The sequence below is a fragment of the Sphingomonas quercus genome, from assembly GCF_018863195.1.
Classification (GTDB): domain Bacteria; phylum Pseudomonadota; class Alphaproteobacteria; order Sphingomonadales; family Sphingomonadaceae; genus Solisphingomonas; species Solisphingomonas quercus.
In genome coordinates this window covers 77,940-101,741 of record NZ_JAHKRT010000008.1, presented here as the reverse complement: position 1 = coordinate 101,741, position 23,802 = coordinate 77,940, and the positions used below count along the sequence as shown (strand labels likewise).

Here is a 23,802-nt window from a genome sequence, read left to right as displayed (position 1 = left end):
CCTCAGTAGCTGCTGAGCCTGTCGGAGCAGCGTACTTCGGCTTCGCTCGGTTCCTACCCAGGACGAACGGACATTTTCAATCCCGCCAAGGGGACGGGCCAGGATGAATGCCGCAATCGATCCGGTCGACCTCGCCGGCCGCCTTATCGCCTGCCCCAGCGTCACGCCCGCAGACGGCGGTGCGATGGCGGTGCTCGCCGAGGCCCTCGCCGCCATCGGCTTTGCCGTGCACCGCTTCGCCGCAGGCGAGGCGCCGGACGGGCCGATCGAGAATCTCTTCGCGGTACGCGGCGCCGGCGCGCCGCATTTAGCCTTCGCCGGCCACACCGACGTCGTGCCGCCGGGCGAAGGCTGGGCGAGTGACCCGTTCACAGCGACAGTGGCGGACGGCGTGCTCTACGGGCGCGGCGCGGTGGACATGAAGGGCGCCATTGCCGCCTTCGTTGCCGCCGCCGCGGAAGTGCGCGACCATCCCGGCACGGTCAGCCTGATCATCACCGGCGACGAGGAAGGCCCGGCCACCTACGGTACCCGGTCGCTGATCGCGTGGATGGCCGCTAACGGCCAGCACCCGGACCTGTGCCTGGTCGGCGAGCCGACCTCGCAGTCGCGGCTCGGCGACATGATGAAGATCGGCCGGCGCGGCTCCGTCAATATGTGGATCGATGTGCCGGGCACGCAGGGCCATGTCGCCTATCCACATCTCGCCGACAATCCCGCGCCGCGGCTGGTGCGCGCGCTGGCCCGCCTCAGCGCGCTCGAGCTCGATCGCGGCAATGAATGGTTCCAGCCTTCGAATCTCGAGATCACCGACATCGCCATCGGCAATCCCGCCGCCAACGTCATCCCCGCCCGCGCCACTGCGCGCATCAACATCCGCTTCAACGACATGCATAGCGGCGAGGCGCTGGTCGACCAGGTGCGCGCCATCCTGCTGGAGGAGGCGCCGCGCGCCACGCTCACCGCGCGCATCTCCGGCGAGTCATTCCTCACCGCGCCGGGCGCGCTGTCCGGCATGCTGGGCGAGGCGATCACCGAGGTCACCGGCCTCGTGGCCGAGCTGTCCACGACCGGCGGCACCTCCGACGCGCGCTTCCTGTCGCGCATCTGCCCGGTGGTCGAATTCGGCTTGCCCAACGCGACGATGCACAAGCTGGACGAGGCCGTCGCCGTCGACGATCTGCGCCAGCTCGCGCGGATTTACGCGGCCTTGCTCCGTCGCGTTCTGCCCGGCTGATCGACGATCCCGTCGAACAGGCAGGCCCGCCCCCGGCCGGCGGCCTTGGCCTGATACATCGCGCGGTCGGCCGCGCCCATCAGCCCCGGCAGCGTCCGGCCATGGTCCGGCCACAGCGCCACCCCCACCGACGCGCCGATCGCGACGGCCTGCCCCTCGATCGTCGCCGGCGCCTTCGCCGCCTCCACCACCGCCTCGGCCAGCGCCAGCGCCGCGTTGCCATCGGTGAGCAGAATGATGAACTCGTCTCCCGCCAGCCGCGCCGGCAACGCTCCGTCCCTGTCGATCAGCACCTCGCGCAGCCGCGCCGCCATCTCCGCCAGCATGCGATCGCCGGCGGCATGACCGAACCGGTCATTGACCAGCTTGAAGCCGTCGAGGTCGACGAACAGCAACGCCGGCCGCTCGCCGCCGGCCACTGCCTCCTCGATGGCGCAGGCGGCGGTCTCGCGGAAATGGGCTCGGTTCGGCAGCCCCGTTACCGGGTCATAGAAGGCCAGCCGGTTCACCCGGTCGAGATTGCGGCGCATGCGCGCGAACATCATGTCCAGCGCTTCCGCCACCCCGGGCCAGGCGACGCCCACGGCCGGCGGGCTTGGCGAGACGATGTCGCCCGCCGCAGCCTGTTCGAGCCGCTCGGAAATGGCGTCGATCGCCTCGGCATGGACGGCGATCGCGCGTTCGGCAGCGGCCCAGCTCAGCACGCCGCACATCACCGATACGGAGAGCGCCGCAGCGACCTCATCGACCTCCGCCGACAGGCCGGGCCACGCGAGCATGCCGAGCACGCACAGCAAAAAGGCGAGCGCGCCCGCGCCCAGGGCGAATGCCAGCGCCCGACCCTTGTGTGATTGATCCGCCGCCATCATCCCCGTCGCCGCTTAGCGAACGTCCGGATAGCCGGCAGGTCTTAAGGAATCCTCCCCCCCATTGCGGGGAGTGAGGCGGCCTTTCCATGGTGTTGCGCCGCTAACGCGGCCGCCGCATGACGATGTAGAGCGCCCCCGCCCCGCCATGACGCGGATGGGCGCCACGCACGGCGGCGATGCGGTCGGCGAAGCGGGAGCTGCCCAGCCAGTCGCCAATCGCCGCGCGGATCGCGCCTCTCCGCGGCACGTCCGGGTGCCACTCGCCGCGCGGTGGCCGGCCGGTGACGAGCAGCACCAGCCGCGCCTGCTGCGCCACCGCCCGCGCAAGCCCCGCGTCGAGCGCGGCATGAGCCGCGGCGAGCGTGTAGCCGTGCAGGTCGAGCGTCATGTCCGGGGCAGCAAGCCCCCGGCCGAGACGGCGATCCCAGGTCGCGTCCAGCGTGTTCGCCGGCGGCTTCGCCGGGCGTGGCGGGGCCTTGCGCTCCCGGGCCGGCTGCGGTTCGTGAGCGAGCACGGCCGGCAGGTCTGGCGCCACGGCGTGCCTCGGCACCGGCGGCACCACCCGCCCGGGCAGCGGCTTCACCGTACCGGCCACCTTCGCCCATAGCGCCTGTTCCTCAGGGTCGAGGCGGCGCCGCACCATTGCCTGACCCCAGCCTCGCCAGCGTTCCGATCGGCAGCAGCAGCCACGCCTGCCCGCGCGCCGACATGCCGCCCGCGATGGTGCGCGCATCCGCGCCCGCGCCCCAGAAAGTGTCGACCCGGTTGGCGCCCTTGATCGCGCCCCCGGTGTCCTGCGCGATCCACAGGCCGCTCGCTTCCGGCCGGTCGGCGTCGAGCAGGATCGGCGCGCCAAGGGGTACGAAGCCCGGGTCCGCCGCCACCGAGCTGCCGCCGGTCACCGCCACGCCCATCGCCCCGATCGGCCCGGCGCCGGTCAGCTCGCGGAAGAACACGTAGCTCTTGTTCTCGCGCATGATCGCGCGGCCTTCATCGGGGTGGGCGCGCAGCCACGCCATGATGCCTTGCATGTTCGTCTCGCCCGGCCCGAGCAGGCCGCGGTCGCGCATCAGCCTGCCGATGCCGACATAGTCGCGGCCGTTCTGCCCATCGAAGCCGAGCCGCATCACCGAACCGTCCGGCAGGCGCAGCCGTCCAGAGCCCTGGATCTCCAGGAAGAACAGCTCCACCGGGTCGGCCGCCCAAGCCAGCTCAAGCCCGCGCCCGGCGAGCACGCCGTCCTCGATCTGCCCGCGTTCGTAATAGGGGACCAGCCGGTTGCGCTCGATTCGCCCGCGTACCCGCCGGCCCTTCAGCTCCTGCGACCACAGGCCGAGATCGACTTCGATGATGTCGCCGGGATTGCGGTAGATCGGCACCGCAAAACCCGGCGCCGCCACCCGCGATCCGGCGATCTCGGGCTCGTAATAGCCGGTTGCGAACAGCCGCCCGTCGCCCACCTGCGCCGTCTCGAAATAGCGCGCGAAGAAGGCCTGCGCGTCAGTGTCGGGCCAACTCACCGAAGCATCGCAGGCCGGCTGCCAGTCGGCCGGGCGGGTCAGCCCGGACGGATCGCTGCGGCGCACCAGCGCCGGACAGGACAGGCGGAACGCGGTCAGCGCCGCCGACAGCGGCCGCTGCCCCGTCGGCAGGGAGGCAAAGGCAGGTCCGGGTTTCAGCCCCGCGGCGACGGCGTTGGCCGGGGTGGGCGCGGGCGGGACCGGCACCGCGATCTGCGGGCGGGCGGGGGGCGGGGTCGGCGCGGGGCGCGGCGTCGGCCCCTGCCGAGTCGGCCCGACACAGGCGGCGAGCGCGAGCAGCGCCCCCAGCCCGAGACCGCGCGAAACCCGGAGCGGCGCGATCACGCCGCGTCGTCGGTTTCGACCAGCACCCAGTTGGGATCGTCAGCCTTCACCTGCCGGCTGAACGTCCAGAGATCGTGCGTCGGCACCGCGTCGGTCAGCGATCCGGCGACGACATTGCCGTCGGCGTCGCGCGTCACGGCGGCGATGTCGGCATCGAAGCGCACCGTCACCAGCGCCGTCGAGCCATAGAGGCGGGCATCCTGGATCGCGGCGTTCTCGATCGTCACCAGACGATTGTCGAGGACATGGCCGTCGGCGCGGCGCTGCTCGATCGATTCGACGAAGGCGGCGCGCACCTCCTCGTCGCACAGCCGCGCCAGCGCCGCCTCGTCCCCCGCCCAGAACGCTTCGAGCGTCATGCGATAGGCGGACTTAGCGCCCTCCAGGAAACGGCCGGCGTCGAACGACGGATCGGCGGAGACGATCGCACGCAACCCTTCGCGCGCCTGCGCCTCGATCATCTGCTCGGGCGCGGGTGCCGCGACCGCCTCGGCGATCTGGCGCGGCGGCGAGACGCTGGCGCGATCCTCGACCGGCTTGAGCGGCAAGGGCTGCTGCTCATGGCCGGTGCGGCGGCCTAGCACGGTATAGAGACGCAACGCGACGAACGCGGCGACCATTGCGAGGATGACTATCGTGACCACCATGGCTCCTGACGGACGGATGCACCGACCCACATAGGCGACTAGGCCGCTGGTTTCAAATAACCTCGACGTCGCTTGTTCCAGAAACCCTTGTCGCGATGTGCGGAATGGCTCATGCCATTGCCCCGGGCCGGGGCGCCTGCTAGGCGCGCGGCCGACTTTTCACATGATCGAGGGTTAATGAAAATGGCCGATGAAGGCACGGGCGACGCGCAGGGCAACGGGCAGGATTTCGCGCCCCAGGTCGGCATCATCACCCAATATGTGAAGGATCTCTCGTTCGAGAATCCGAACGCGCCGGCCGTCTACCAGTGGCAGGGGCAGCCGCAGATCGACGTCCAGTTCAACTTCGGCTCGACCAAGGTCGCCGAGGATGTCTACGAGGTCGTGCTGAAGGCCGAGATCAAGGCGGTGTCCGCCTCCCAGACCGCGTTCCAGGTCGAGCTGACCTACGGCACGCTGTTCGCGCTGCGTAACGTTCCGGAAGAGCAGCTCCAGCCCTTCCTGTTCGCCGAGGCCCCGCGCCTGATCTTCCCGTTCGTGCGCCGCATCGTCGCCGACGCGGTGCGCGACGGCGGCTTCCCGCCGCTGATGCTGGAGCCGATCGACTTCACCGCGCTCTACCTCGCCCAGCTGCAGCAGCAGGAGCAGGGCGGCACGTTCGAGGTCCAGGGCGAGGCGTAAGCGCGCCTTTGCCGGATGCGGATGGGAACTGGGCATCCTGGTCCCGTTCGCCCTGAGCAGAGGCTGAGCGTGTCGAAGCCTCGTATCGAAAGGACGGTGCCGGCTGGCGCCGTCGTTCTATGCGGGGCGTCGACGGTGCCGATGCCTGCCCGGGACGAACGGTGGGGACATCCTCCAGCGATCGGTGACAGCCGCGTGTTTCATCATTCCCGCCTCCGCCGATGAGCCTCGTCCGCAACACCATGACGATCGGCGGACTGACTCTGGTCAGCCGCATTCTCGGCTTCGCGCGCGACACGCTGATGGCGCGATTCGTCGGCGCCGGCTTCGCCTCCGACGCCTTCCTCATCGCCTGGCGGCTGCCCAACCTGTTTCGTGCGCTGTTTGCCGAGGGCGCCTTCTCCGCCGCCTTCGTGCCGATGTTCAGCCGCATCATGGGGCAGGAGCAAAGGCAGGGGCGTGACGGCCTGCCCGCCGCCCTCCGCTTCGCCGATCAGGTGCTTTCGGTGCTGCTGCCGTTCCTGATCATCTTCACCGCGCTGATGATGCTCGCCGCCGGCCCGATCGTGTGGGCGATGACCGGCGGCTTCCCCGAAGGCGGCACCGGCGACGGGGGCGGCAAGCTCGCGCTCGCCGTCGAATATACGCGGATCACCTTCCCCTATCTGATGCTCATCTCGCTGGTGTCGCTGTTGGGCGGCATCCTCAATTCGGTCGACCGCTTCTGGGTAAACGCCGCCGCGCCGATCCTGCTCAACATCTGCATGATCGCCGGCCTGCTCTTCTTCCGCGGCCATAGCGACGTCGATACCGCGCGCACCCAGGCGATCGCCGTCACCGTGTCGGGCGCGATGCAGCTCGGCTGGCTGATCTGGGCCTGCCGCCGCGCCGGCGTCTCCCTGCGCCTGCGGGCGCCGCGCCTGTCGCCGGACGTGAAGCAATTGCTCAAGCTGATCTGGCCGGCAGCGCTCGGCGCCGGGGCGGTGCAGTTCAACCTGCTGATCTCGACGACGCTCGCCGCGCGCTTCCTGCCCCAGGGCTCGGTCAGCTATCTCTATTATGCCGATCGGCTGAACCAGCTGCCGCTGGGCATGATCGGCATCGGCGTCGGCACGGCGATCCTGCCGGTCCTCTCCCGCCACATCGGCAGTGGCGACGCGGCGGCCGCCAACGATACGCAGAACCGAGCCATCGAGCTGGTGCTGCTGCTCACCCTCCCCGCCTTCGCCGGGCTGATGTTCTCGTCGCTGCCGCTGATCCAAGGCACGCTGCAATATGGCGTGTTCACCTATTCCGACGCAGTGGCGAGCGCCGCCGCGCTCACCGCCTTCGCCTCCGGTCTGCCGGCCTATATCCTCATCAAGGTGCTGGTGCCCGGCTTCTATGCTCGCGCCGACACCAGGACGCCGGTGCGCATCGCCCTCGCCGCCATGGCCGTGAACCTTGTCCTCAACCTGGTTCTGGTGTGGCCGCTGGCCCATGTCGGGCTGGCGCTGTCGACCTCGGTCGCGGCGTGGGTGAATGTCGGCCTGCTGTGGTGGACGCTGCGGCGGCGCGGCGATCTCGTGCTCGACGCGCGCCTGCGGGGCCGGGCGCTGCGGCTGATCGCGGCGACGGCGGTGATGGCCGCCTCGCTGTTCCTGCTCAATCCCGCGGTGGCGCCGCTGATGCGCGGCCATGTGCTGCATCGCGTCCTCGGCCTCGTCGCGCTGATCGGGCCGGCGGCGGCGATCTATTTCGGCGCCGCCTTCCTGCTCGGCGCCTTCCGCGTCGGCGAACTCAAGGCGCTGGTGCGGCGCCGCCGCGCTTGACGCCGCCGCCCGCGCCCCGCAAGGCGCGGGGATTATGAGCAAGCGCATCGTCTCGGGCATCCAGCCCACCGGCAACCTTCACCTCGGCAATTATCTCGGCGCGATCCGCAACTGGGTGCGCATGCAGGACGAGGTCGCAGCGGAGGGCGGCGACTGCTTCTTCTTCCTCGCCGACCTGCACGCGATCACCGTGCACAATGATCCGGCCGAGCTTGCCGCCAATGTCCGGTCGATGGCAGCCGCGCTGCTCGCGGCCGGCATTGATCCGGCCAAGGCGGTGATGTTCAACCAGGCGCGCGTGCCCGCCCATGCCGAGCTGACCTGGCTGCTCAGCGGCACCGCCCGCATCGGGTGGCTCAACCGCATGACCCAGTTCAAGGACAAGGCGGGCAAGAATCGCGAAGGCGCCTCGGTCGGTCTCTACACCTATCCGGTGCTGATGGCCGCCGACGTGCTGCTCTACCGCGCCACGCATGTGCCGGTCGGCGACGACCAGAAGCAGCATCTCGAGCTGGCCCGCGATGTCGCCGCCAAGTTCAACACCGACTTCGACGTCGAGCTATTCCCCCTGCCCGACCCGATCATCCCCCCGACGGCGGCGCGGATCATGTCGCTGCGTGACGGCACCGCCAAGATGTCCAAGTCCGATCCCTCGGACATGAGCCGCATCAACCTCACCGACGACAGCGACACCGTCGCCGCCAAGGTCCGCAAGGCCAAGACCGATCCCGATCCGTTGCCGGCCGACCCCGCCGGCCTCGCCGAGCGGCCCGAGGCGCGCAACCTCGTCGGCATCTATGCCGCGCTGGCCGATCGGACCGTCGAACAGGTGCTCGGCGACTTCGCCGGCCAGGGCTTCGGCGCGTTCAAGCCGGCGCTGGCCGAGCTGCTCGTCGAGACGCTGCGGCCGATCAAGGCGCGGCTCGATCAGTTCGCCGGCGACCCCGCCGAGCTGGATCGCCTGCTCGACGTCGGCGCCACTCGCGCGCGTGCCGAAGCCGCCCCGACGCTCGACAGCGCCTATCGCGCCGTCGGACTATCGCGATGAGGGAAACCCGCGCATTATCAGAAACGTTCAAGCAGCATTCATTGCCGCACGGCTAAAGGTTTCCAAAAGAAACCAGAACCGGGCCGCTCCGCCCAGAAGGTCGCATCCCATGTCGATCCGCAAATCCATTCTCGCCGTAGCCGCTCCGCTCTCCATGCTGGCGCTGGGCGCCTGCGCCACGTCGTTCAAGGCCGATGTCGCGCGCTTCCAGCAGCTGCCGCCCGCCCAGGGCCAGACCTTCTTCATCGAGGCGGGCAGTGCGGAGATGCAGGGCGGGCTGGAATTCCAGACCTACGCCAGCCTCGTGTCCCAGCGGCTCACCCAATATGGCTATCGTCCGGCGGAAAGCCGGGACGGCGCGCAGCTCGTCGTCGCGCTCGATTATGGCGTCGACAATGGCCGCCAGCAGATCGTCAGCCGGCCTGCGCCCTTCTACGGCCCCTATGGTGGCGGCTGGGGCGGCGGCTGGGGTCGCTGGGGCCGTTTCGGCGGCTGGGGCGGCTATCGTCCCTTCTATCCGGGCGGCTGGGGCGCCTGGGGCTCCGGCTGGGGTGGCTGGGGCGGCACCGAAATCGACAGCTATACCTATTACACCAGCTTCCTGGACATGCGGATCAGCCGTGCCGCCGATGGCGCGCGCCTGTTCGAGGGCCACGCCAAGGCCCGTTCCGCCAATGACCGGTTGACCGAGCTGGTGCCAAACCTTGTCGACGCGATGTTCGCCGGCTTCCCCGGCCGCTCGGGCGAGGAGGTCCGCATCACCATCCCGCCCAAGCCCAAGGGCTGACGGCGGGCTCTTCCGGCCGAGCAAAGGGCGGCTCCGCAAGGGCCGCCCTTTTCGTTTGCGCGCGACCGGCGCCACGCTCCGACCCGCCGGGCGAGCGAATCGCCGGGTACCGCCTAGCCGGCAGGGTCCACGCTCCCACAATCTTCGGAGCCCGTGGCCCGGTGGATGCTGAACCAAGTTCAGCATGGCGGGGCGGGCAAACCATCCGGCCACCCCGGGGTCCCCGGTCACCCCGAGCTTCGTTCAGGGTCCACGCCCCCCACTATCTCAGGGGCCTGCGATCAGGTGGAAGCAGAACCAGCCCGTCGACGGGTTCAGCGCGACGAGGGAAAGTGACAGCCGCTCGCCCTGAGCGACCCCGTCGCGCCGAGGGCCGTCAACCGTGAGCGCAGGCCGCCGGAGCGACATCAATCGAAACGTCCGCGCGACCCTCGTGATCGAAACACCCCGTGCCGCGCCGGGCGCCCCGCTCAGCCCTCGAGCTGGCGCATCAGCAGGCGCACATCGGCGTCGATCTCGGCGTCCGCCTTGCGGAGCTTCTCGATCTGGCGGACGGCGTGGATGACCGTGGTGTGATCGCGCCCACCGAAGCGGCGGCCGATCTCCGGCAGCGAGCGCGGCGTCAGCTGCTTGGCGAGATACATGGCGATCTGGCGCGGGCGGGCCACTTCGCGGGCGCGGCGGGCGGACGTCATCTCCGCCTGACGGATGCAGAAATGATCCGAGACCTTGCGCTGGATCTCGTCGATGGTGATCCGTCGCGTGCTGGCGCGCAGCTGATCGGCGAGCGTCTCCGACACGAAATCGACGTCGATCGGCCGCCCGGTCAGCATCGCATAAGCGATGACGCGGTTGAGCGCGCCTTCCAGCTCGCGGACATTGGCCTGGATGCGGCGCGCCAGGAACATCGCCACATCCTGCGGCACGCTGACCTGCGGCATGCCTTCCAGCTTCTTGGTGATGATGCCGAGGCGCAGCTCGAAATCGGCGGGGTTGACGTCGGCCACCAGCCCCCAGCTGAGGCGCGACAGGATGCGGCCCTCGATACCCTCGAGGTCCTGCGGCGAGCGATCGGCCGAGATCACCAGCCTTTTGCCGGCCGAGATGATCTCGTTCATCGTATGGAAGAATTCCTCCTGCGTGGAATCCTTGCCGGCGATGAACTGGACATCGTCGATCATCAGCAGGTCGGCGGAGCGCAGCCGCGACTTGAACGCCAGCGTATCCTTGCTGCGCATCGCCGAGACGAACTCGAACATGAATTTCTCGGCCGACATGTAGATCACCGCGGCGCCCGGATGGCGGCGGCGATATTCATGGCCGATGGCGTGCATCAGATGGGTTTTGCCGAGGCCGGTGCCGCCATGGAAGAACAACGGATTGAAGGCGAGCTGGCCGCCCTCCGCGACGGTGCGCGCGGCGTTGTAGGCGACGTCATTGGCCTTGCCGACGACGAAATTGTCGAAGGTGTAGCGCGCGTCCAGCGCCGCGCCGCCATTGGCCTGCGGCTCCGGCTCGGGCGCGACGGCGGTCTCTGTCGCGGGGATGTCGAGCGGCGCCGTCTGCGCTGCGGCGTCGCCGGCCACGTCGCCGGCGCGGATATGGACGTGGCGGATCGCCGGCAGCATCGACCGCCACGCCAGGGCCAGACGCTCGGCATAGTTCGACTCGACCCAGCTCGCCATGAATTGCGACGGCAGCACCAGCTCGATCACGCCGGCATCGAGGTCATGGCCGGCCAACCGGATCGGCTTCAGCCAGCCGTCGAAGGTACGCGCGCCACAGTCGCGGCGCAGACCGGCGCGAATCTCGGCCCAGGCGAGGCTCACCGGATCGGACTCGGACATCGCCCCCTGTATCATCGCCGATGCCGTCGCCTGCCCCACGCTCCGTCCGCTCCCTAACCGTCCGCGCACCGATCGACGCGAGCCCATTTTTATCGAGGACGCGCTTTCCCCACGGCCAGAACGCTAAGCGCCATGGCCGGGACGAAGCCTGTCTCGGTGCTGTTCACGGCGTCGATTCGTCGCCGTGGTTCGATCCTTTTAGGGATGGCGACGGCCGCCGATCAAGGCCAATGGACGTCACACAATCGAAATAAAGCGGCTTGACACGCAATCCCGCCGCCTCCCCCTCAGGGGGTAGATATGCCTTTGATTTTGATCAAGGAATTCGCACATCAGCGGGGGCATCGCAACACGAATCGTGTCACTTCAATGGGTTCTTGCGAAGAGCTCGCACCGGCCAAAATGTCATAAAAGCCCGCGTGCCGTGGGGCACGCGGGCTCGAAGCCGCTTGTCGCGTTACGCTTCCGTGTCAGGCGAGAGCTGCGACTCGCTTGGACAGGCGCTGGAACTTCCGGCTGGCCGTATTCTTGTGGATCACGCCCTTGGCAACGCCACGGAACAGCTCCGGCTGGGCGGCGGCGAGGGCGGCGGCAGCGGCCGTCTTGTCGCCCGTCGTCAGCGCCGTCTCCACCTTCTTGATGAAGGTACGGATGCGGCTCACCCGGTTGCCGTTGATCTCCGCGCGACGGTCGTTGCGGCGGATGCGCTTTTTGGCCTGCGGCGTGTTCGCCATTCACTCGTCCTCGGTTCGAATTCGAAAATGAAAACGGCGCGGGAAGCATCCCGCACCGGACAAGGGCGGCCCATTACATATCGGCGCGCCCGCCGTCAACGATTCAGCGTTGGCAGGCCGGGCAATAATAGGTGGAACGCCCGGCATCCACCCGCCGCCGCACGATGCCCTTTCCGCATGGGCAGGGCTTGCCCTCCCGGTCGTAGACGCGGAACTGCTTGGAGAAATAGCCGAGCTCCCCGTCGGGCCGGGCATAATCGCGCAGCGTCGATCCGCCCGCCGCGATCGCCGAGACGAGCACCGCGCGTACCGCCTCGGCGAGCCGTTCCAGCCGCGGCAGGGTGATCGTGCCGGCGGCCCGCGTCGGGCTGATCCGGGCGAGGTTCAGCGCCTCGCAGACATAGATGTTGCCCAGCCCCGCCACGATCCGCTGGTCCAGCAGCAGCACCTTGACCGGGGCCGTGCGCTTTTCGAAGGCGCGGCGCAGATGGGCGCCGGTGAAGTCCGGCCCCAGCGGCTCCGGCCCGAGAGCGCGGAACGCCGGCCAGTCCGCCAGCGCCGCCGTCTCGACGAGGTCGACCGATCCGAAGCGCCGCGGGTCGTTGAGCGACAGCCGCCGCCCCGCCTCCGTCTCCAGCAGGAGATGGTCGTGCGCGCCCAGCTCGCCGGGGTCGACCCGCCACCGCCCCGACATGCCGAGATGGAAGATCATCGTGTCGCCGCGATCGGTGTCGATCAGCCCATATTTGGCCCGGCGGGCGAGTCCGGTCACCCGCGCGCCCGTCAGCCGCTGGCGCAGGTCCGGCGGGAAGGCTCGCCTGAGGTCCTCCCGCCGCGCCTCGACATGGGTGAGCACATGGCCCTCCAGCACAGGCTCCAGCCCGCGCACCGTCGTCTCGACCTCGGGTAATTCCGGCATGAACCGCCGCTAGCCCGCCCCCCGGGCTTGCGCAACCGCCCGCCGCCCCCGATAGGGCGTTCCATGACCAGCGAAACCGTATCCTTCGGCTATGCCGAGGTAACGCCTGAGGAAAAGACCGAGAGGGTCGGCGCCGTGTTCCGCAGCGTCGCCTCTCGTTATGACCTGATGAACGACGCCATGTCCGGCGGCATGCATCGGCTGTGGAAGGATCGCTTTGTCCGCCGCGTCAACCCGCGCGCCGGCGAGCATATCCTCGACATGGCCGGCGGCACCGGCGACATCGCCTTCCGCATGGCCGCGCGCGGCGCCGCCGTCACCGTGTCGGACATCAACGGCGCGATGCTGGAGGTGGGCATGGAGCGCGCCCGCCGCCGCAATATCGAGGGGCTGGTCTGGTCCGAGCAGAATGCCGAGACGCTGACCTTCGAGGATCGCCGCTTCGACGGCTATACGATCGCGTTCGGCATCCGCAACGTCACCCATATCGACAAGGCGCTGGCCGAGGCGCACCGCGTGCTGAAACGCGGCGGCCGCTTTTTCTGCCTCGAATTCTCGACGACGCTGTGGCCCGGCTTCCGCGAGCTTTACGACAGCTATTCGCATCATCTCGTGCCCAGGCTCGGCAAGCTGCTGGCGCATGACGAGGAGAGCTATCGTTATCTGATCGAATCGATCCGCCGCTTCCCCGACATGGAGCGGTTCAAAGCCATGATCGCCGACGCCGGCTTCGTGCGCCCCTCGGTGGAGCCGATGCTGGGCGGCCTCGTCGCCATCCATTCCGGCTGGAAGATCTGATCGCCGGACAATGACATCCGCCGTCGTCCATCTGGTTCGCCTCGGCCGCTGGGGGCGCACGCTCGCCCGCCACGGCGCGCTGCGCGGCATTGAGACCGATCCGCTCACGCCCAATCGCGTGCGCCAGCTCATCCGGTTCATTCGCATCGGCGCGCGCGTGCCCAGGACGCCGCGTTACGCCGACGCCTTCGAGGCGATCGGCCCGGCCGCGATCAAGCTCGGCCAGGCGCTCGCCACCCGCCCCGATCTGGTCGGGCCCGAGGCGGCGCACGACCTGCTGCGCTTGCAGGATCAGGCCCCGCCGGTGCCCTTCGCCACGATCCGCGCCGCGATCGAGACGGCGCTGGAAAAGCCGCTCGACCAGATTTTCACCTCCATCGACGAGGAGCCGATCGGCGCCGCCTCGATCGCGCAGGTCCACCGTGCCGTGACGCTGGACGGCGCCCATGTCGCGGTGAAGGTGCTGCGCCCAGGCATCGAGGATGTCATGGCGCAGGCGGTCGAGACCTATGAATGGGCCGCTGCCCATGCCGAGCGCTTCGGCGGCGAACTGGAGCGACTGCGCCCGCGCCAGGTGATCGCCACCTTCCGCCAGTGGACCGCGCGCGAGCTGGACCTCCGGCGCGAGGCCGCGTCTGCGTCCGAGCTTGCCGAGGGCGCCGCGGCCGAGCCCGGTTTCATGGTTCCCGCCATCGACTGGCAACGCACCGCGCGGCGCGTGCTTACGCTCGAATGGATCGACGGCATCAAGCTGTCGGACCGTGCCGCCCTCCTTGCCGCCGGCCATGATCTCTCGGCGTTGGCGCGGACGCTGGTGCGCAGCTTCCTGAGGCAGGCGATCGCCGAGGGCTTCTTCCACGCCGACATGCATCAGGGCAATCTCTTCGCGCTGCCCGACGGCCGGCTCGCGGCGATCGACTTCGGCATCATGGGCCGCATCGACCGGCGCGCGCGCCTGTGGCTCGCCGAGATCCTGCACGGCCTTATCACCGGCAATTATGCGCGCGTCGCCGAAATCCATTTCGAGGCGCAATACGTGCCCTCGCATCACAATATTGCCGAGTTCACCACCGCGCTGCGCTCGGTGGGCGAGCCGATCCGCGGCCTGCCGGTGAAGGATATCTCGGTCGGCCAGATGCTCGACGGCCTGTTCGCCATCACCCGCGATTTCGACATGCCGGTGCAGCCGCATCTGTTGCTGCTGCAAAAGACGATGGTGATGGTGGAAGGCGTCGCCACCGCGCTCGATCCCGACATCAACATGTGGGAGACGGCCGAGCCCTTCGTCCGCGAATGGCTGCGCTCGGAACTGGGTCCGGAGGCGTTCGTCGCGGACCGGCTGCGCGAGGATGTGAAGCTGCTGCTGCGCCTGCCCGATCTGCTGCGCCGGATCGAGGCGCGCTTCCCGCCGGCCGGCGGCGCCCCGCCGCCGCCGCCGCTCGCCGAGATACGCTTGGTCGAGCACAGCCGCTGGGCACGCTATGCCGGCATCGCCATCCTCGCCGCCGCCGCCGGCGCCGGGGTGATGGCGCTGCTCGGCTGACTCTCCCCCCCGCCCGGTTGGCGGGGAAGATCAACCCAGCCCGTCCACCACCTTCAGCACGAGCGGCAAGTCCGCCGCCCAGGTCGAGTGATGGCGCCCATCAGACCCGGCATCGATCATCGGGCTGACGACGGAATGATAGCGCAGGCCCTTCGCCTGACAGATTTTCAGGAAGGCGAGATGGAGGTAATTCTCCTGATGCAGCTCGACGACCGTCGGTCCTGCCTCGCCGGATGAAGCGAACACGATATTGGTCAGCCCCGCGCCATGCGGGGTGACGATCGTACGCGCATCGCGGAACAGCGCCATCTGCTCGGCCAGCGACATGCCGCTGGTCAGCACGATCGCATAGCCGCGGCTCTCCAGCGCCACGCATAGCGCCGCCTCGTTGATCATCCGCCGGTTCGACGAGTCAGTGCGCGCGACATAGACTTTGCGGCCGGCAAAAGCCGATGGCGGCACCGAACGCCCCATCCGCTCCAACGCGGCGATCAGCGCCGGATGCGGCGCAAAGGCGAACTCGCCGGTGACAAGGTGCGAATGCACGCCCCGCTCGATCATCGCCAGCCCGTCGGGCGGCAGTTCCACGATCCGCTGCGCGCCGATCCCGCACAGCGCCAGACTGTCGCGCCTCACCGCATCGAGTGGCGGCACCAGCACCGCGAAGTCGTCCTCCATGCCGGCCTCCCCGGCGACCAGCGCGGGAGCCAGGCACTGGAACAGCCAGTGATAATGATTGGCCCACGGGCGATTGCCGCAGACCAGCGTCGTCCGCCCCGCCAGCCGCAGCACCGACGGCACGGCGGGGAGCATGTCGCACCAGCCATATTCGGCGTTGAGATAAAGGGAGTCGGCGACCAGCCCGCCCCGCTCCGCCACCGTCACGAAGAACGGAGCCGCGACCATCAGCCGTTGCGGCACGCCGAGCATGATCGCCGGCGCCTCGATCCGGGCCGGGGCGCGATAGCCGAATTTGTCGGTCTCGGGGTTCGGCCGCACCCGCTCGGAAAAATGCAGATTCGGCGCCCAGCGGAGAATGGTCGCCGCCGCGATCTGAAAGCCAGCCATCCTCGCCCCTTAACGCCCGATCGGCGCCTTGAACATCGGCGCAGAACCGTCATCGCAGAATAATTCACAGATTTGTGAATTAATGAAAATACGTTATGATGGCGCATGGCCAACGGTTCCGATCGCCCCTCCATCAGCATCGCCGCGATGAACGAGCGGGTGCCGCTGGCCGCCGCCTTCCTCAAGGGCCTGGCCAGCCCGCAACGGCTCAAGATCCTCTGCGTCCTCGTCGAGGGGGAAGCTCATGTCGGTGCGCTGATCGCAGCCACCGGCATCAGCCCGTCCTCGATGTCGCAGCATCTCGGCAAGTTGAAAGAGGAAGGCATTGTCGAGGTCCGGCGTGATCACCGGACTCTTCATTATCGCATCGGCCACCCCGCGACGCTGGCGGTGATGCAACTCCTCTCCGATCATTTCTGCAAGGACCGGTCATGACCAGCGATGCCACCATCACCCCCGTCAACGCGCTCGCCCTGCTGCGCAACGGCGATGCCGTCCTCGTCGACGTGCGCGAGCCGGACGAGTATCGCGCCGCCCATATCCCGTGGGCGCTGTCGATGCCGCTCGGCCAGCTCGATGCGCTGCTTGGGGAGACGGGGATACCGGAAGGCCGCACCCTGATCTTTCAGTGCCTCAAGGGCGGCCGTGGTGGCCAGGCCTGCCTCGTCGCCGATCGCGCCGGCCATGGCGCCGGCCGCGACATCCGCAACCTGCTCGGCGGCATCGAGGGGTGGACCGCCTCCGGCCTCCCCGTGGTCCGCGCAGAGGGCGCCACCGGCCCGGCGATCCCGATCATGCGACAGGTGCAGATCGTCGTCGGCCTGCTCGTGCTCGCCGCGACACTGGCCGGCCTGTCCGGGATCGGCTGGGGCTTCTACCTTGCCGCCCTGTTCGGCTTCATGCTCGCCTTTGCCGGCTTTACCGGCTGGTGCGGCATGGCGATGCTGCTGGCGCGGGCGCCGTGGAACCGATGACGGCGCGGGCGGTCCCGCTTTCCTTTGACGGCGGGATCGATCGGACATTGTCGACTTCGTAGACTTCGCCCCACTCGACTCGGGCCGCGGGCCGGGCCATGGAGGCGGGGATGAACGGCAAGCGCATCCTCCTCATCGTCGGCGGCGGGATCGCGGCCTACAAGGCGTGCGAGCTGATCCGCCTGCTCCGCAAGCAGGGCGCCGTGGTGCGATGCGTGCTCACCGAGGGGGCCACGCACTTCGTCCAGCCGATGACCTTCGCGGCGCTGTCCGAGCAGCCGGTCCACACCTCGCTGTGGGATTTGAAGGACGAGGCCGAGATGGGGCATATCCGCCTCAGCCGCGAGGCGGACCTGATCGTCATCTGCCCGGCGACGGCGGATCTACTCGCGCGCATGGCCGCCGGCATCGCCGACGATCTCGCCACCACGCTGCTGCTCGCCACCGACACCGCGGTGCTTGCCGCCCCCGCGATGAATGTGCGCATGTGGCAGCACCCCGCTACCCGCCGCAACGTGGCGCAACTCCGCGCCGACGGCGTCACCGTCATCGAGCCGGACGAAGGCCCGATGGCGTGCGGCGAATATGGCCCCGGGCGTCTGCCGGACCCGGAGGCGATCGTCGCCGCGATCGCCGCGGCGTTGGGCTCCACCCGTGGGCCGCTTGCCGGCCGCCACCTCCTCATCACCGCCGGCCCCACCCACGAGCCGATCGACCCGGTGCGCTACATCGCCAATCGCTCGTCCGGAAGGCAGGGCTATGCCATCGCCGCCGCGGCGGCGCGGGCGGGCGCGCGCGTCACGCTCGTCTCCGGGCCGGTGACGCTGCCGACGCCGCCCGGCGTGACCCGCGTCGATGTCGAGACCGCGCTGGAGATGGCAGCCGCCGTGGAGGCCGCGCTCCCCGCCGACGCCGCGGTGATGGTCGCCGCCGTCGCCGACTGGCATGCCGAGGCCGCTGCCGCCAAGATCAAGAAACCGGCGGATGGCACGCCCCCCGCTTTGTCACTGGTCGAGAATCCGGACATCCTCGCCGGCCTCGCCCGCCACGCCACGCGGCGGCCCCGCCTCGTCATCGGCTTCGCGGCCGAGACCGACGATCTCCTTGCCAACGCCCAGGCGAAGCTGACCCGCAAGGGCGCCGACTGGATCGTCGCCAACGACGTGTCGGGTGACGTGATGGGCGGCGCCGATACCCATCTCCATCTCGTCACCGCCGCCGGGATCGAGGATTGGCAGCCGATGCGCAAGGATGACGCCGCCACCCGCCTCGTCGCCCGCATAACCGAAAGCCTTTCATGACCATCCGCATCGCCGTGAAGCGCCTTCCCCATGGGCAGGGCCTGCCCCTGCCGGCCTATGCCACCCCCGGCGCCGCCGGCATGGACGTGGTCGCCGCCGAGGATGTCGATCTCGCCCCCGGCGCCCGCCACGCCGTCGCCACCGGTTTTGCCGTGGCGATCCCGGAGGGCCATGAGGTGCAGGTCCGCCCGCGCTCCGGGCTGGCGCTGAAACATGGCATCACCTGCCTCAACACGCCGGGCACCATCGACAGCGACTATCGCGGCGAGGTGAAGGTGATCCTCGCCAATCTCGGCGCCGAGCCATTTGCGGTCCGCCGCGGCGAGCGCATCGCCCAGCTCGTCCCCGCCCCGGTGCTGCGCGCCGACCTCGCCGAGGTGGAGACGCTCGACGAGACCCAGCGCGGCGCCGGCGGCTTCGGCTCCACCGGTCGATGATGTAGGATCGGGCATGGCCAGCGACGTTCCCTGCACCCACCTCGATTCGGTCCGCGATGTCCGGCCGCTGACGCCGCAGGGCTGCGCCGAATGCCTGAAGACCGGCGGCTGGTGGGTGCATTTGCGGCTCTGTCTGGAATGCGGCCATGTCGGCTGCTGTGACGATTCGCCCAATCGCCACGCGACCGCCCATTTCCACGAGACCGAACACCCGATCATCCGCAGCCTGGAACAGGGCGAGGATTGGGGCTGGTGCTTTGTCGACGAGGCCTTTTTCCAGCCGGCGCCCAGGCCTGCCGCACATCAAGGTTGAGCCCCTGACCACCGACCAGCCGCTGCGCGACGACCAGCTCGATCGCTATGCCCGCCATATCGTCCTCAAGGAAGTTGGCGGTGCCGGCCAGCAGGCGCTGCTCGCCGGTACCGTCGCCGTGATCGGCGCGGGTGGCATCGGCTCGCCGGTCATCCAGTATCTGGCAGCGGCGGGGATCGGGCGACTGCGGGTGATCGACGACGATGTCGTCGCTCTTTCCAACCTGCAGCGACAGACACTGTTCACCACCCGCGACGTCGGCGCGACCAAGGTCGCCATGGCCGCCAACGCCGTGCAGCGCCTCAACCCCGATGTCCGTTTCGAGCCGGTGCCAGAGCGGGCCGACGTGGTCAACGCGCCGCGCCTGCTGGAGGGCGTCGACGTGGTGATCGACGGATCGGACAATTTCGCCACCCGACTCACCGTTGCCGATGCGGCGTTGCGTGCCCGGGTGCCGCTGGTCTCGGCGGCGGTCGGCCAGTTCGAGGGCATGCTCGGCGTGTTTCGCGGCTGGGAGGCGGACAAGCCCTGCTATCGCTGCCTCGTCGGTCATGATCCGGATCGGCCGGAAGTGAGCTGCGCGGATCAGGGGGTGATCGGCGCGCTTACCGGCGTGCTCGGCAGCCTCGCCGCGCTGGAGGCGATCCGCGCGATCGTGCCCTTCGGTGACGATCCGGCCGGCACCCTGCTGATGATCGACGCGCTCGCCTTCCGTTTCCGCACGCTGGAGCTGCCCAAGGATCCCGGCTGCCGATGCGCGGACTGACGATCATCCTTGTCGAGCCGGAGCGGCTGGAGGCCGCGCTGACGCTGGCCATGGCCCAGGCGGCGCTTGGCGGCCGCGCGCGGCTATTCGCGCAAGGGGCGGCGGTGACCGCGCTGGGCACCGGCCACGCCCTCGTTCCCGAGGCGCTCGGCCTCGGGGTGGAAATGCTCGCCTGCCAGACCGGGCTGGCCGAGGCGGGCCTGTCCCTTGCCGCCCTCGACCCGCGCATCGCCGCCGCCGGCCCGGTCAGCGTGTTGCAGTCGCTGGGCGAGGACCGGCTGCTGCTGGCCTGAGCGGCGCCGGCCGCGCTTTCTTCCAACACTGATGCTGCACCTGGTCCAGCACCCGCCGCGCCACAAGCTCCAAAGGGGGTGGCGCAGTGGCCCCTGAAGCAAGTTCAGGGTGACAGCGGCAGTGAGGGGGCCCCGCCCCCCCTCAGCCGGCTTTCTTCGCGGTCGCCTTCTTCGCCGCCGGCTTCTTGGCCGGCGCCTTCCTGGCCGGGGCCTTCTTCTTGCCCTTGGCCGGGCCCTTGGCCGCCTTCTCCGCGATCATCGCCACCGCCTGCTCCAGCGTCAGCGATTGCGGATCGGTGGTCTTGGCAATGGTGGCATGGGTCGTGCCATCGGTGACATAGGGGCCGAAGCGGCCTTCCATCACCTTCAGCTCCACCCCCGTCTCTGGGTGCGCGCCGAGCACTTTCAGCGGCTCGCGCGAGCCGGAGCGCCGGCCGCCGCCATTGGCCGCATCGGCGAGCTTGGCCACCGCCGCGTTCATGCCCGTCTCGAACACTTCGGCGGTGGACGCCAGCCGGGCATATTTGCCGTCATGCGCCAGATAGGGGCCGAAGCGGCCGATCGAGGCGGTGATCGGCTTGCCCGTCTCGGGGTGATCGCCGATGGTGCGCGGCAGCGACAGCAGGCGCAGCGCCATGTCGAGGTCGATCGACTCCTTCGGCATATCCTTTGGCACGGAGGCGCGCTTGGCCTCCTTGCCGTCGCCGAGCTGGAAATAGGCGCCGAACCGGCCCGAGCGCTGGCTCACCTCCTGCCCCGTCTCCGGATCGGTGCCGAGCACCACCGGGCCGGTGTCGTCATTGGCGGCCTCCCCGGCCTGCGCGAAGCGGCGGGTGAACTTGCACTCCGGATAGTTGGAGCAGGCGATGAACGCGCCGAACCGCCCGCCGCGAAGCGACAGCCGCCCCACGCCGCAGCTCGGGCACAGGCGCGGATCGCTGCCGTCGCCCTTGTCCGGAAACAGGAACGGGGCGAGGAACTCGTCCAGCGCCGCCGTCACCTCGGACGGCTTCTGCTCCATCACCTCGGCGGTCTTCGGCTTGAAATCCCGCCAGAACGCCTCGAGCACCTTCTGCCACTCGGCGCGGCCGCCGGAGATATCGTCCAGCTCGTCCTCCAGTTCGGCGGTGAAATCATAGCTGACATATTTCGGGAAGAAGCGCTCGAGGAACGCCGTCACCAGCCGGCCGCTCTCCTCCGGATGGAAGCGGTTCTTGTCGATCCGCACATATTCGCGATCCTTCAGCGTCTGCAGGATCGAGGCATAGGTCGAGGGACGGCCGATGCCGAGTTCCTCCATCTTCTTGACCAGCGAAGCCTCGGAATAGCGCGGCGGCGGCTGGGTGAAATGCTGCTCGGCATCGACGCCTTTCCTGGCCGGCGCATCGCCTTCGCCGAGACGCGGCAGGCGGCGGCTGTCCTCGTCGCCCTCGTCGTCGCGACCCTCTTCATAGAGCGCGAGATAACCCGGGAAGAGCACCACCTGCCCGGTGGCGCGCAGCCCGTGCTGGCCGGTGCCGTCGGTCATGTCGACGGTGGTGCGCTCCAGCCGGGCGGAGGCCATCTGGCTGGCCAGCGCACGCTTCCACACCAGCTCGTAGAGCCGGGCGTGATCGCCCGATCCGGCGCGATCGCGGGAGAAGTCGGTGGGGCGGATCGCCTCGTGCGCCTCCTGCGCGTTCTTGGCCTTGGTCGTGTAGACCCGCGGCGCATCGGGCACATAGCTCGCATCATAGCGATCGGCGACCGCCTTGCGCGCCGCTGAGATGGCCGAATGATCCATCTGCACGCCGTCGGTCCGCATGTAGGTGATGAACCCGTCCTCGTAGAGCGATTGGGCGACGCGCATCGTGTGGCTGGCCGAAAAGCCCAGCTTGCGCGCGGCTTCCTGTTGCAGGGTCGAGGTGGTGAACGGCGGCGGCGGATTACGGGTGAGCGGCCTGGTCTCGACGCTGGCCACCGAGAAGCGGCCGGCCTCGACATCGGCCTTCGCCTGCTCCGCGGCGCCGGCATTGCCGATCGACAGGCGATCCAGCTTCTCGCCCTTCCAGCGGACGAGGCGCGCGATGAAGCCGACGCCGTCCTGCTCCATGCGGGCGGCGACCGACCAATATTCCTGGGCGCGGAACAGCTCGATCTCGCGCTCGCGCTCGACGACGAGTCGCAGCGCCACCGACTGCACGCGGCCGGCCGATTTGGCCCCCGGCAGCTTGCGCCACAGCACCGGCGAGAGGGTGAAGCCGACCAGATAATCGAGCGCGCGGCGCGCCCGATAGGCGTCGATCAAATCCTCATCCAACGCGCGCGGATTGGCCATCGCCTCGGTGACGGCCTGCCTGGTGATGGCGTTAAAGGTGACGCGCTCGACATGGCCCGGCAGCGCGCGGCGCTTCCTCAGCACCTCCTGCACATGCCAGCTGATCGCCTCGCCCTCGCGATCGGGGTCGGTGGCGAGGATCAGGCTGTCGGCGGTCTTGGCCTCGTCGGAGATCGCCTTCAGCCGGCTCGCCTTGTCGGCATAGGTTTCCCATTCCATGGCGAAGCCCTCGTCCGGGTTCACCGAACCGTCCTTGGCGGGCAGATCGCGGACATGGCCATAGGAGGCAAGCACCCGGTAGCCCGGGCCGAGATACTTCTCGATGGTCTTGGCCTTGGCGGGGGATTCGACGACGACGAGCTTCATGGGTGATGACATTCCCTTCACGTACGTGCGCGATGGTGGGGAGGCCTCCGTGCCGCCGTCAAGGGCCGGCCCTATCGCCCCCGATCGTTACGACAGCGCGACACGGCCGCCGGCATGGCGATCGAGCCGGCCGGCAAGCTCCAGCTCGAGCAGCACGGTCTGTACCACCGCCGGCGCCACCCCCGATTGGCGGACCAGTTCGTCGACCGGCACCGGCACGGGGCCGAGCAGGCCGATGACGCACCGCCGCTCGGCATCGCCGGCGCCGGCGGGCGGTGGCGGCGCGTAGCCACGCCCCGGATCGGCGGGCCCGTGGGGATCGACCGGCCGGAGCATCTCGATCACGTCGTCGGCGCTCTGCACCAGTGTCGCGCCCTCGCGGATCAACAGATTGCAGCCCTGCGCCCGCGGATCGAGCGGCGAGCCCGGCACGGCCAGAACCTCGCGCCCATATTCGGCGGCGTGGCGCGCCGTGATCAACGACCCGGACTTCGGCGCCGCCTCCACGACCAGCGTTGCCTGCGCCACGCCGGCGATGATGCGGTTGCGATAGGGGAAGTGGCGGGCGCGCGGCTCGGTGCCCGGCGGCTGTTCGGCGAGCAGCAGGCCGCGGCTCGCGATGTCCTCCTGCAGCCCGGCATTTTCGGGCGGATAGGCAATGTCGATACCGCCCGCGACGACGCCCACCGTGCCACCATCGAGCGCGCCCTGATGTGCCGCCGTGTCGATGCCGCGCGCCACCCCGGACACCACTGGCACGCCGCGCGCGGCAAGGTCGTGCGCCATCTGCCGGGCGAAGCGGCAGGCGGCGGCCGACGCGTTGCGCGCGCCGACGATCGCCACCGCCGGCCGGGCGAGCAGGCCGGAGCGGCCGCGTGCCACCAGCACCGGCGGCGCATCGCCGATCTCGCCGAGCAGCGGCGGATAGCCGGGCTCGCCGAGGAACAGGTAGCGCGCGCCCGCCCGCTCGACGGCAGCGACCTCGCGCTCGATCGCCGCGATGCTGGCGACGGCCGGCGGAGCGCCTCCGCCGGCGCGGGCGAGGGCGGGCAGCGCCTCGATCGCGCGGGCCGCATTGCCGTAGCGCAGGACGAGCTGACGCCACGTCACCGGCCCGATGCGGGGGGTGCGCAGCAAGCGGAGGCGCGCGATGCGATCGGCGCGCACAGCTGGATCGATGC

General features: G+C 69.4%; 24 protein-coding genes. 14 read left to right on the top strand and 10 right to left on the bottom strand.

All coding sequences use genetic code 11. From position 1 onward, the window contains the following. Positions 1 to 103 precede the first annotated feature (103 nt). Positions 104 to 1,237 carry a succinyl-diaminopimelate desuccinylase gene (gene dapE / locus KOF26_RS14660; RefSeq protein WP_216326571.1) on the top strand — a complete coding sequence of 378 codons (1,134 nt, stop codon included), beginning with the start codon at positions 104 to 106 and terminating at the stop codon, positions 1,235 to 1,237. On the opposite strand, the gene KOF26_RS14655 is transcribed toward dapE, so the two are convergent. The 4 genes from KOF26_RS14655 to KOF26_RS14640 all read right to left on the bottom strand — a co-directional run bounded on the left by KOF26_RS14655 (position 1,201) and on the right by KOF26_RS14640 (position 4,615). Then, entirely contained in the window at positions 1,201 to 2,103 is a 903-nt protein-coding gene (locus KOF26_RS14655; RefSeq protein WP_216326568.1) for a GGDEF domain-containing protein, read from the bottom strand. The two genes, dapE and KOF26_RS14655, sit on opposite strands and share 37 nt — an antisense overlap. A gap of 103 nt (positions 2,104 to 2,206) precedes the next feature. Further along, positions 2,207 to 2,749: a Smr/MutS family protein gene (locus tag KOF26_RS14650; RefSeq protein ID WP_216326566.1), complete on the bottom strand. Its 543-nt coding sequence runs from the start codon at positions 2,747 to 2,749 to the stop codon at positions 2,207 to 2,209. Next, a complete protein-coding gene (gene mltA, locus KOF26_RS14645) occupies positions 2,724 to 3,971 on the bottom strand; it encodes a murein transglycosylase A (protein ID WP_363182262.1) in 1,248 nt (415 codons plus the stop codon). Before mltA ends, KOF26_RS14650 begins: the two co-directional genes overlap by 26 nt. Next, complete coding sequence (locus tag KOF26_RS14640; RefSeq protein ID WP_216326881.1) at positions 3,968 to 4,615, bottom strand: Tim44/TimA family putative adaptor protein; 648 nt, start codon at positions 4,613 to 4,615, stop codon at positions 3,968 to 3,970. Before KOF26_RS14640 ends, mltA begins: the two co-directional genes overlap by 4 nt. Positions 4,616 to 4,801: 186 nt before the next feature. Here KOF26_RS14640 and secB point away from each other — a divergent pair, with 186 nt between their 5' ends. From secB to KOF26_RS14620, 4 genes are all read left to right on the top strand, one after another. Then, entirely contained in the window at positions 4,802 to 5,299 is a 498-nt protein-coding gene (gene secB / locus KOF26_RS14635) for a protein-export chaperone SecB (protein WP_216326563.1), read from the top strand. Positions 5,300 to 5,520: 221 nt separating this feature from the next. Beyond that, entirely contained in the window at positions 5,521 to 7,110 is a 1,590-nt protein-coding gene (gene murJ, locus KOF26_RS14630; protein WP_216326559.1) for a murein biosynthesis integral membrane protein MurJ, read from the top strand. Positions 7,111 to 7,144: 34 nt separating this feature from the next. Then, the gene (gene trpS, locus KOF26_RS14625; RefSeq protein WP_216326557.1) at positions 7,145 to 8,158 is read left to right on the top strand and encodes a tryptophan--tRNA ligase; all 1,014 of its coding nucleotides are present in this window, start codon (positions 7,145 to 7,147) and stop codon (positions 8,156 to 8,158) included. Positions 8,159 to 8,267: 109 nt separating this feature from the next. Further along, positions 8,268 to 8,945, top strand: a complete 678-nt coding sequence (locus tag KOF26_RS14620) for a DUF4136 domain-containing protein (RefSeq protein ID WP_216326553.1) — start codon at positions 8,268 to 8,270, stop codon at positions 8,943 to 8,945. Between the two features lie 470 nt (positions 8,946 to 9,415). Here KOF26_RS14620 and dnaA read toward each other — a convergent pair whose 3' ends face one another. The 3 genes from dnaA to mutM form a co-directional block, all read right to left on the bottom strand. Beyond that, positions 9,416 to 10,792, bottom strand: a complete 1,377-nt coding sequence (gene dnaA, locus KOF26_RS14615; protein WP_253201475.1) for a chromosomal replication initiator protein DnaA — start codon at positions 10,790 to 10,792, stop codon at positions 9,416 to 9,418. A 470-nt stretch (positions 10,793 to 11,262) separates the two neighbouring features. After that, a complete protein-coding gene (rpsT, locus tag KOF26_RS14610) occupies positions 11,263 to 11,526 on the bottom strand; it encodes a 30S ribosomal protein S20 (RefSeq protein WP_216326547.1) in 264 nt (87 codons plus the stop codon). Between the two features lie 103 nt (positions 11,527 to 11,629). After that, complete coding sequence (gene mutM, locus KOF26_RS14605) at positions 11,630 to 12,445, bottom strand: bifunctional DNA-formamidopyrimidine glycosylase/DNA-(apurinic or apyrimidinic site) lyase (protein ID WP_216326544.1); 816 nt, start codon at positions 12,443 to 12,445, stop codon at positions 11,630 to 11,632. Positions 12,446 to 12,508: 63 nt separating this feature from the next. On the opposite strand from mutM, the gene KOF26_RS14600 reads away from it, so the two are divergent. Together KOF26_RS14600 and ubiB are read left to right on the top strand one after the other, a co-directional pair. Further along, positions 12,509 to 13,243 (top strand): class I SAM-dependent methyltransferase, encoded by a 735-nt coding sequence (locus KOF26_RS14600; protein WP_216326541.1) that lies wholly within the window; start codon positions 12,509 to 12,511, stop codon positions 13,241 to 13,243. A gap of 10 nt (positions 13,244 to 13,253) precedes the next feature. Next, positions 13,254 to 14,786 (top strand): 2-polyprenylphenol 6-hydroxylase, encoded by a 1,533-nt coding sequence (gene ubiB / locus KOF26_RS14595; RefSeq protein ID WP_216326538.1) that lies wholly within the window; start codon positions 13,254 to 13,256, stop codon positions 14,784 to 14,786. Positions 14,787 to 14,816: 30 nt separating this feature from the next. Here ubiB and KOF26_RS14590 read toward each other — a convergent pair whose 3' ends face one another. Then, positions 14,817 to 15,854 (bottom strand): glycosyltransferase family 61 protein, encoded by a 1,038-nt coding sequence (locus KOF26_RS14590; RefSeq protein ID WP_216326535.1) that lies wholly within the window; start codon positions 15,852 to 15,854, stop codon positions 14,817 to 14,819. 105 nt (positions 15,855 to 15,959) lie between these two features. On the opposite strand from KOF26_RS14590, the gene KOF26_RS14585 reads away from it, so the two are divergent. The 7 genes from KOF26_RS14585 to KOF26_RS14555 all read left to right on the top strand — a co-directional run bounded on the left by KOF26_RS14585 (position 15,960) and on the right by KOF26_RS14555 (position 19,938). Beyond that, a complete protein-coding gene (locus KOF26_RS14585) occupies positions 15,960 to 16,289 on the top strand; it encodes an ArsR/SmtB family transcription factor (protein ID WP_253201474.1) in 330 nt (109 codons plus the stop codon). Beyond that, positions 16,286 to 16,828 carry a rhodanese-like domain-containing protein gene (locus KOF26_RS14580; RefSeq protein ID WP_216326532.1) on the top strand — a complete coding sequence of 181 codons (543 nt, stop codon included), beginning with the start codon at positions 16,286 to 16,288 and terminating at the stop codon, positions 16,826 to 16,828. The genes KOF26_RS14585 and KOF26_RS14580 overlap by 4 nt, the downstream gene beginning before the upstream one ends. 110 nt (positions 16,829 to 16,938) lie before the next feature. After that, the gene (gene coaBC, locus KOF26_RS14575; protein ID WP_216326529.1) at positions 16,939 to 18,129 is read left to right on the top strand and encodes a bifunctional phosphopantothenoylcysteine decarboxylase/phosphopantothenate--cysteine ligase CoaBC; all 1,191 of its coding nucleotides are present in this window, start codon (positions 16,939 to 16,941) and stop codon (positions 18,127 to 18,129) included. Then, a complete protein-coding gene (gene dut / locus KOF26_RS14570) occupies positions 18,126 to 18,566 on the top strand; it encodes a dUTP diphosphatase (RefSeq protein ID WP_216326527.1) in 441 nt (146 codons plus the stop codon). Before coaBC ends, dut begins: the two co-directional genes overlap by 4 nt. A gap of 13 nt (positions 18,567 to 18,579) precedes the next feature. Next, a complete protein-coding gene (locus KOF26_RS14565) occupies positions 18,580 to 18,879 on the top strand; it encodes a UBP-type zinc finger domain-containing protein (protein WP_216326524.1) in 300 nt (99 codons plus the stop codon). Positions 18,880 to 18,883: 4 nt separating this feature from the next. Continuing rightward, positions 18,884 to 19,645, top strand: a complete 762-nt coding sequence (locus tag KOF26_RS14560; protein WP_216326876.1) for a HesA/MoeB/ThiF family protein — start codon at positions 18,884 to 18,886, stop codon at positions 19,643 to 19,645. Further along, positions 19,633 to 19,938 (top strand): peroxiredoxin, encoded by a 306-nt coding sequence (locus KOF26_RS14555; RefSeq protein WP_216326520.1) that lies wholly within the window; start codon positions 19,633 to 19,635, stop codon positions 19,936 to 19,938. Before KOF26_RS14560 ends, KOF26_RS14555 begins: the two co-directional genes overlap by 13 nt. Before the next feature lie 142 nt (positions 19,939 to 20,080). On the opposite strand, the gene topA is transcribed toward KOF26_RS14555, so the two are convergent. Continuing rightward, positions 20,081 to 22,621 (bottom strand): type I DNA topoisomerase, encoded by a 2,541-nt coding sequence (gene topA / locus KOF26_RS14550; RefSeq protein ID WP_216326517.1) that lies wholly within the window; start codon positions 22,619 to 22,621, stop codon positions 20,081 to 20,083. 87 nt (positions 22,622 to 22,708) lie between these two features. Continuing rightward, positions 22,709 to 23,800, bottom strand: a complete 1,092-nt coding sequence (dprA, locus tag KOF26_RS14545; protein ID WP_435876864.1) for a DNA-processing protein DprA — start codon at positions 23,798 to 23,800, stop codon at positions 22,709 to 22,711. Between the last annotated feature and the right edge of the window lie 2 nt (positions 23,801 to 23,802).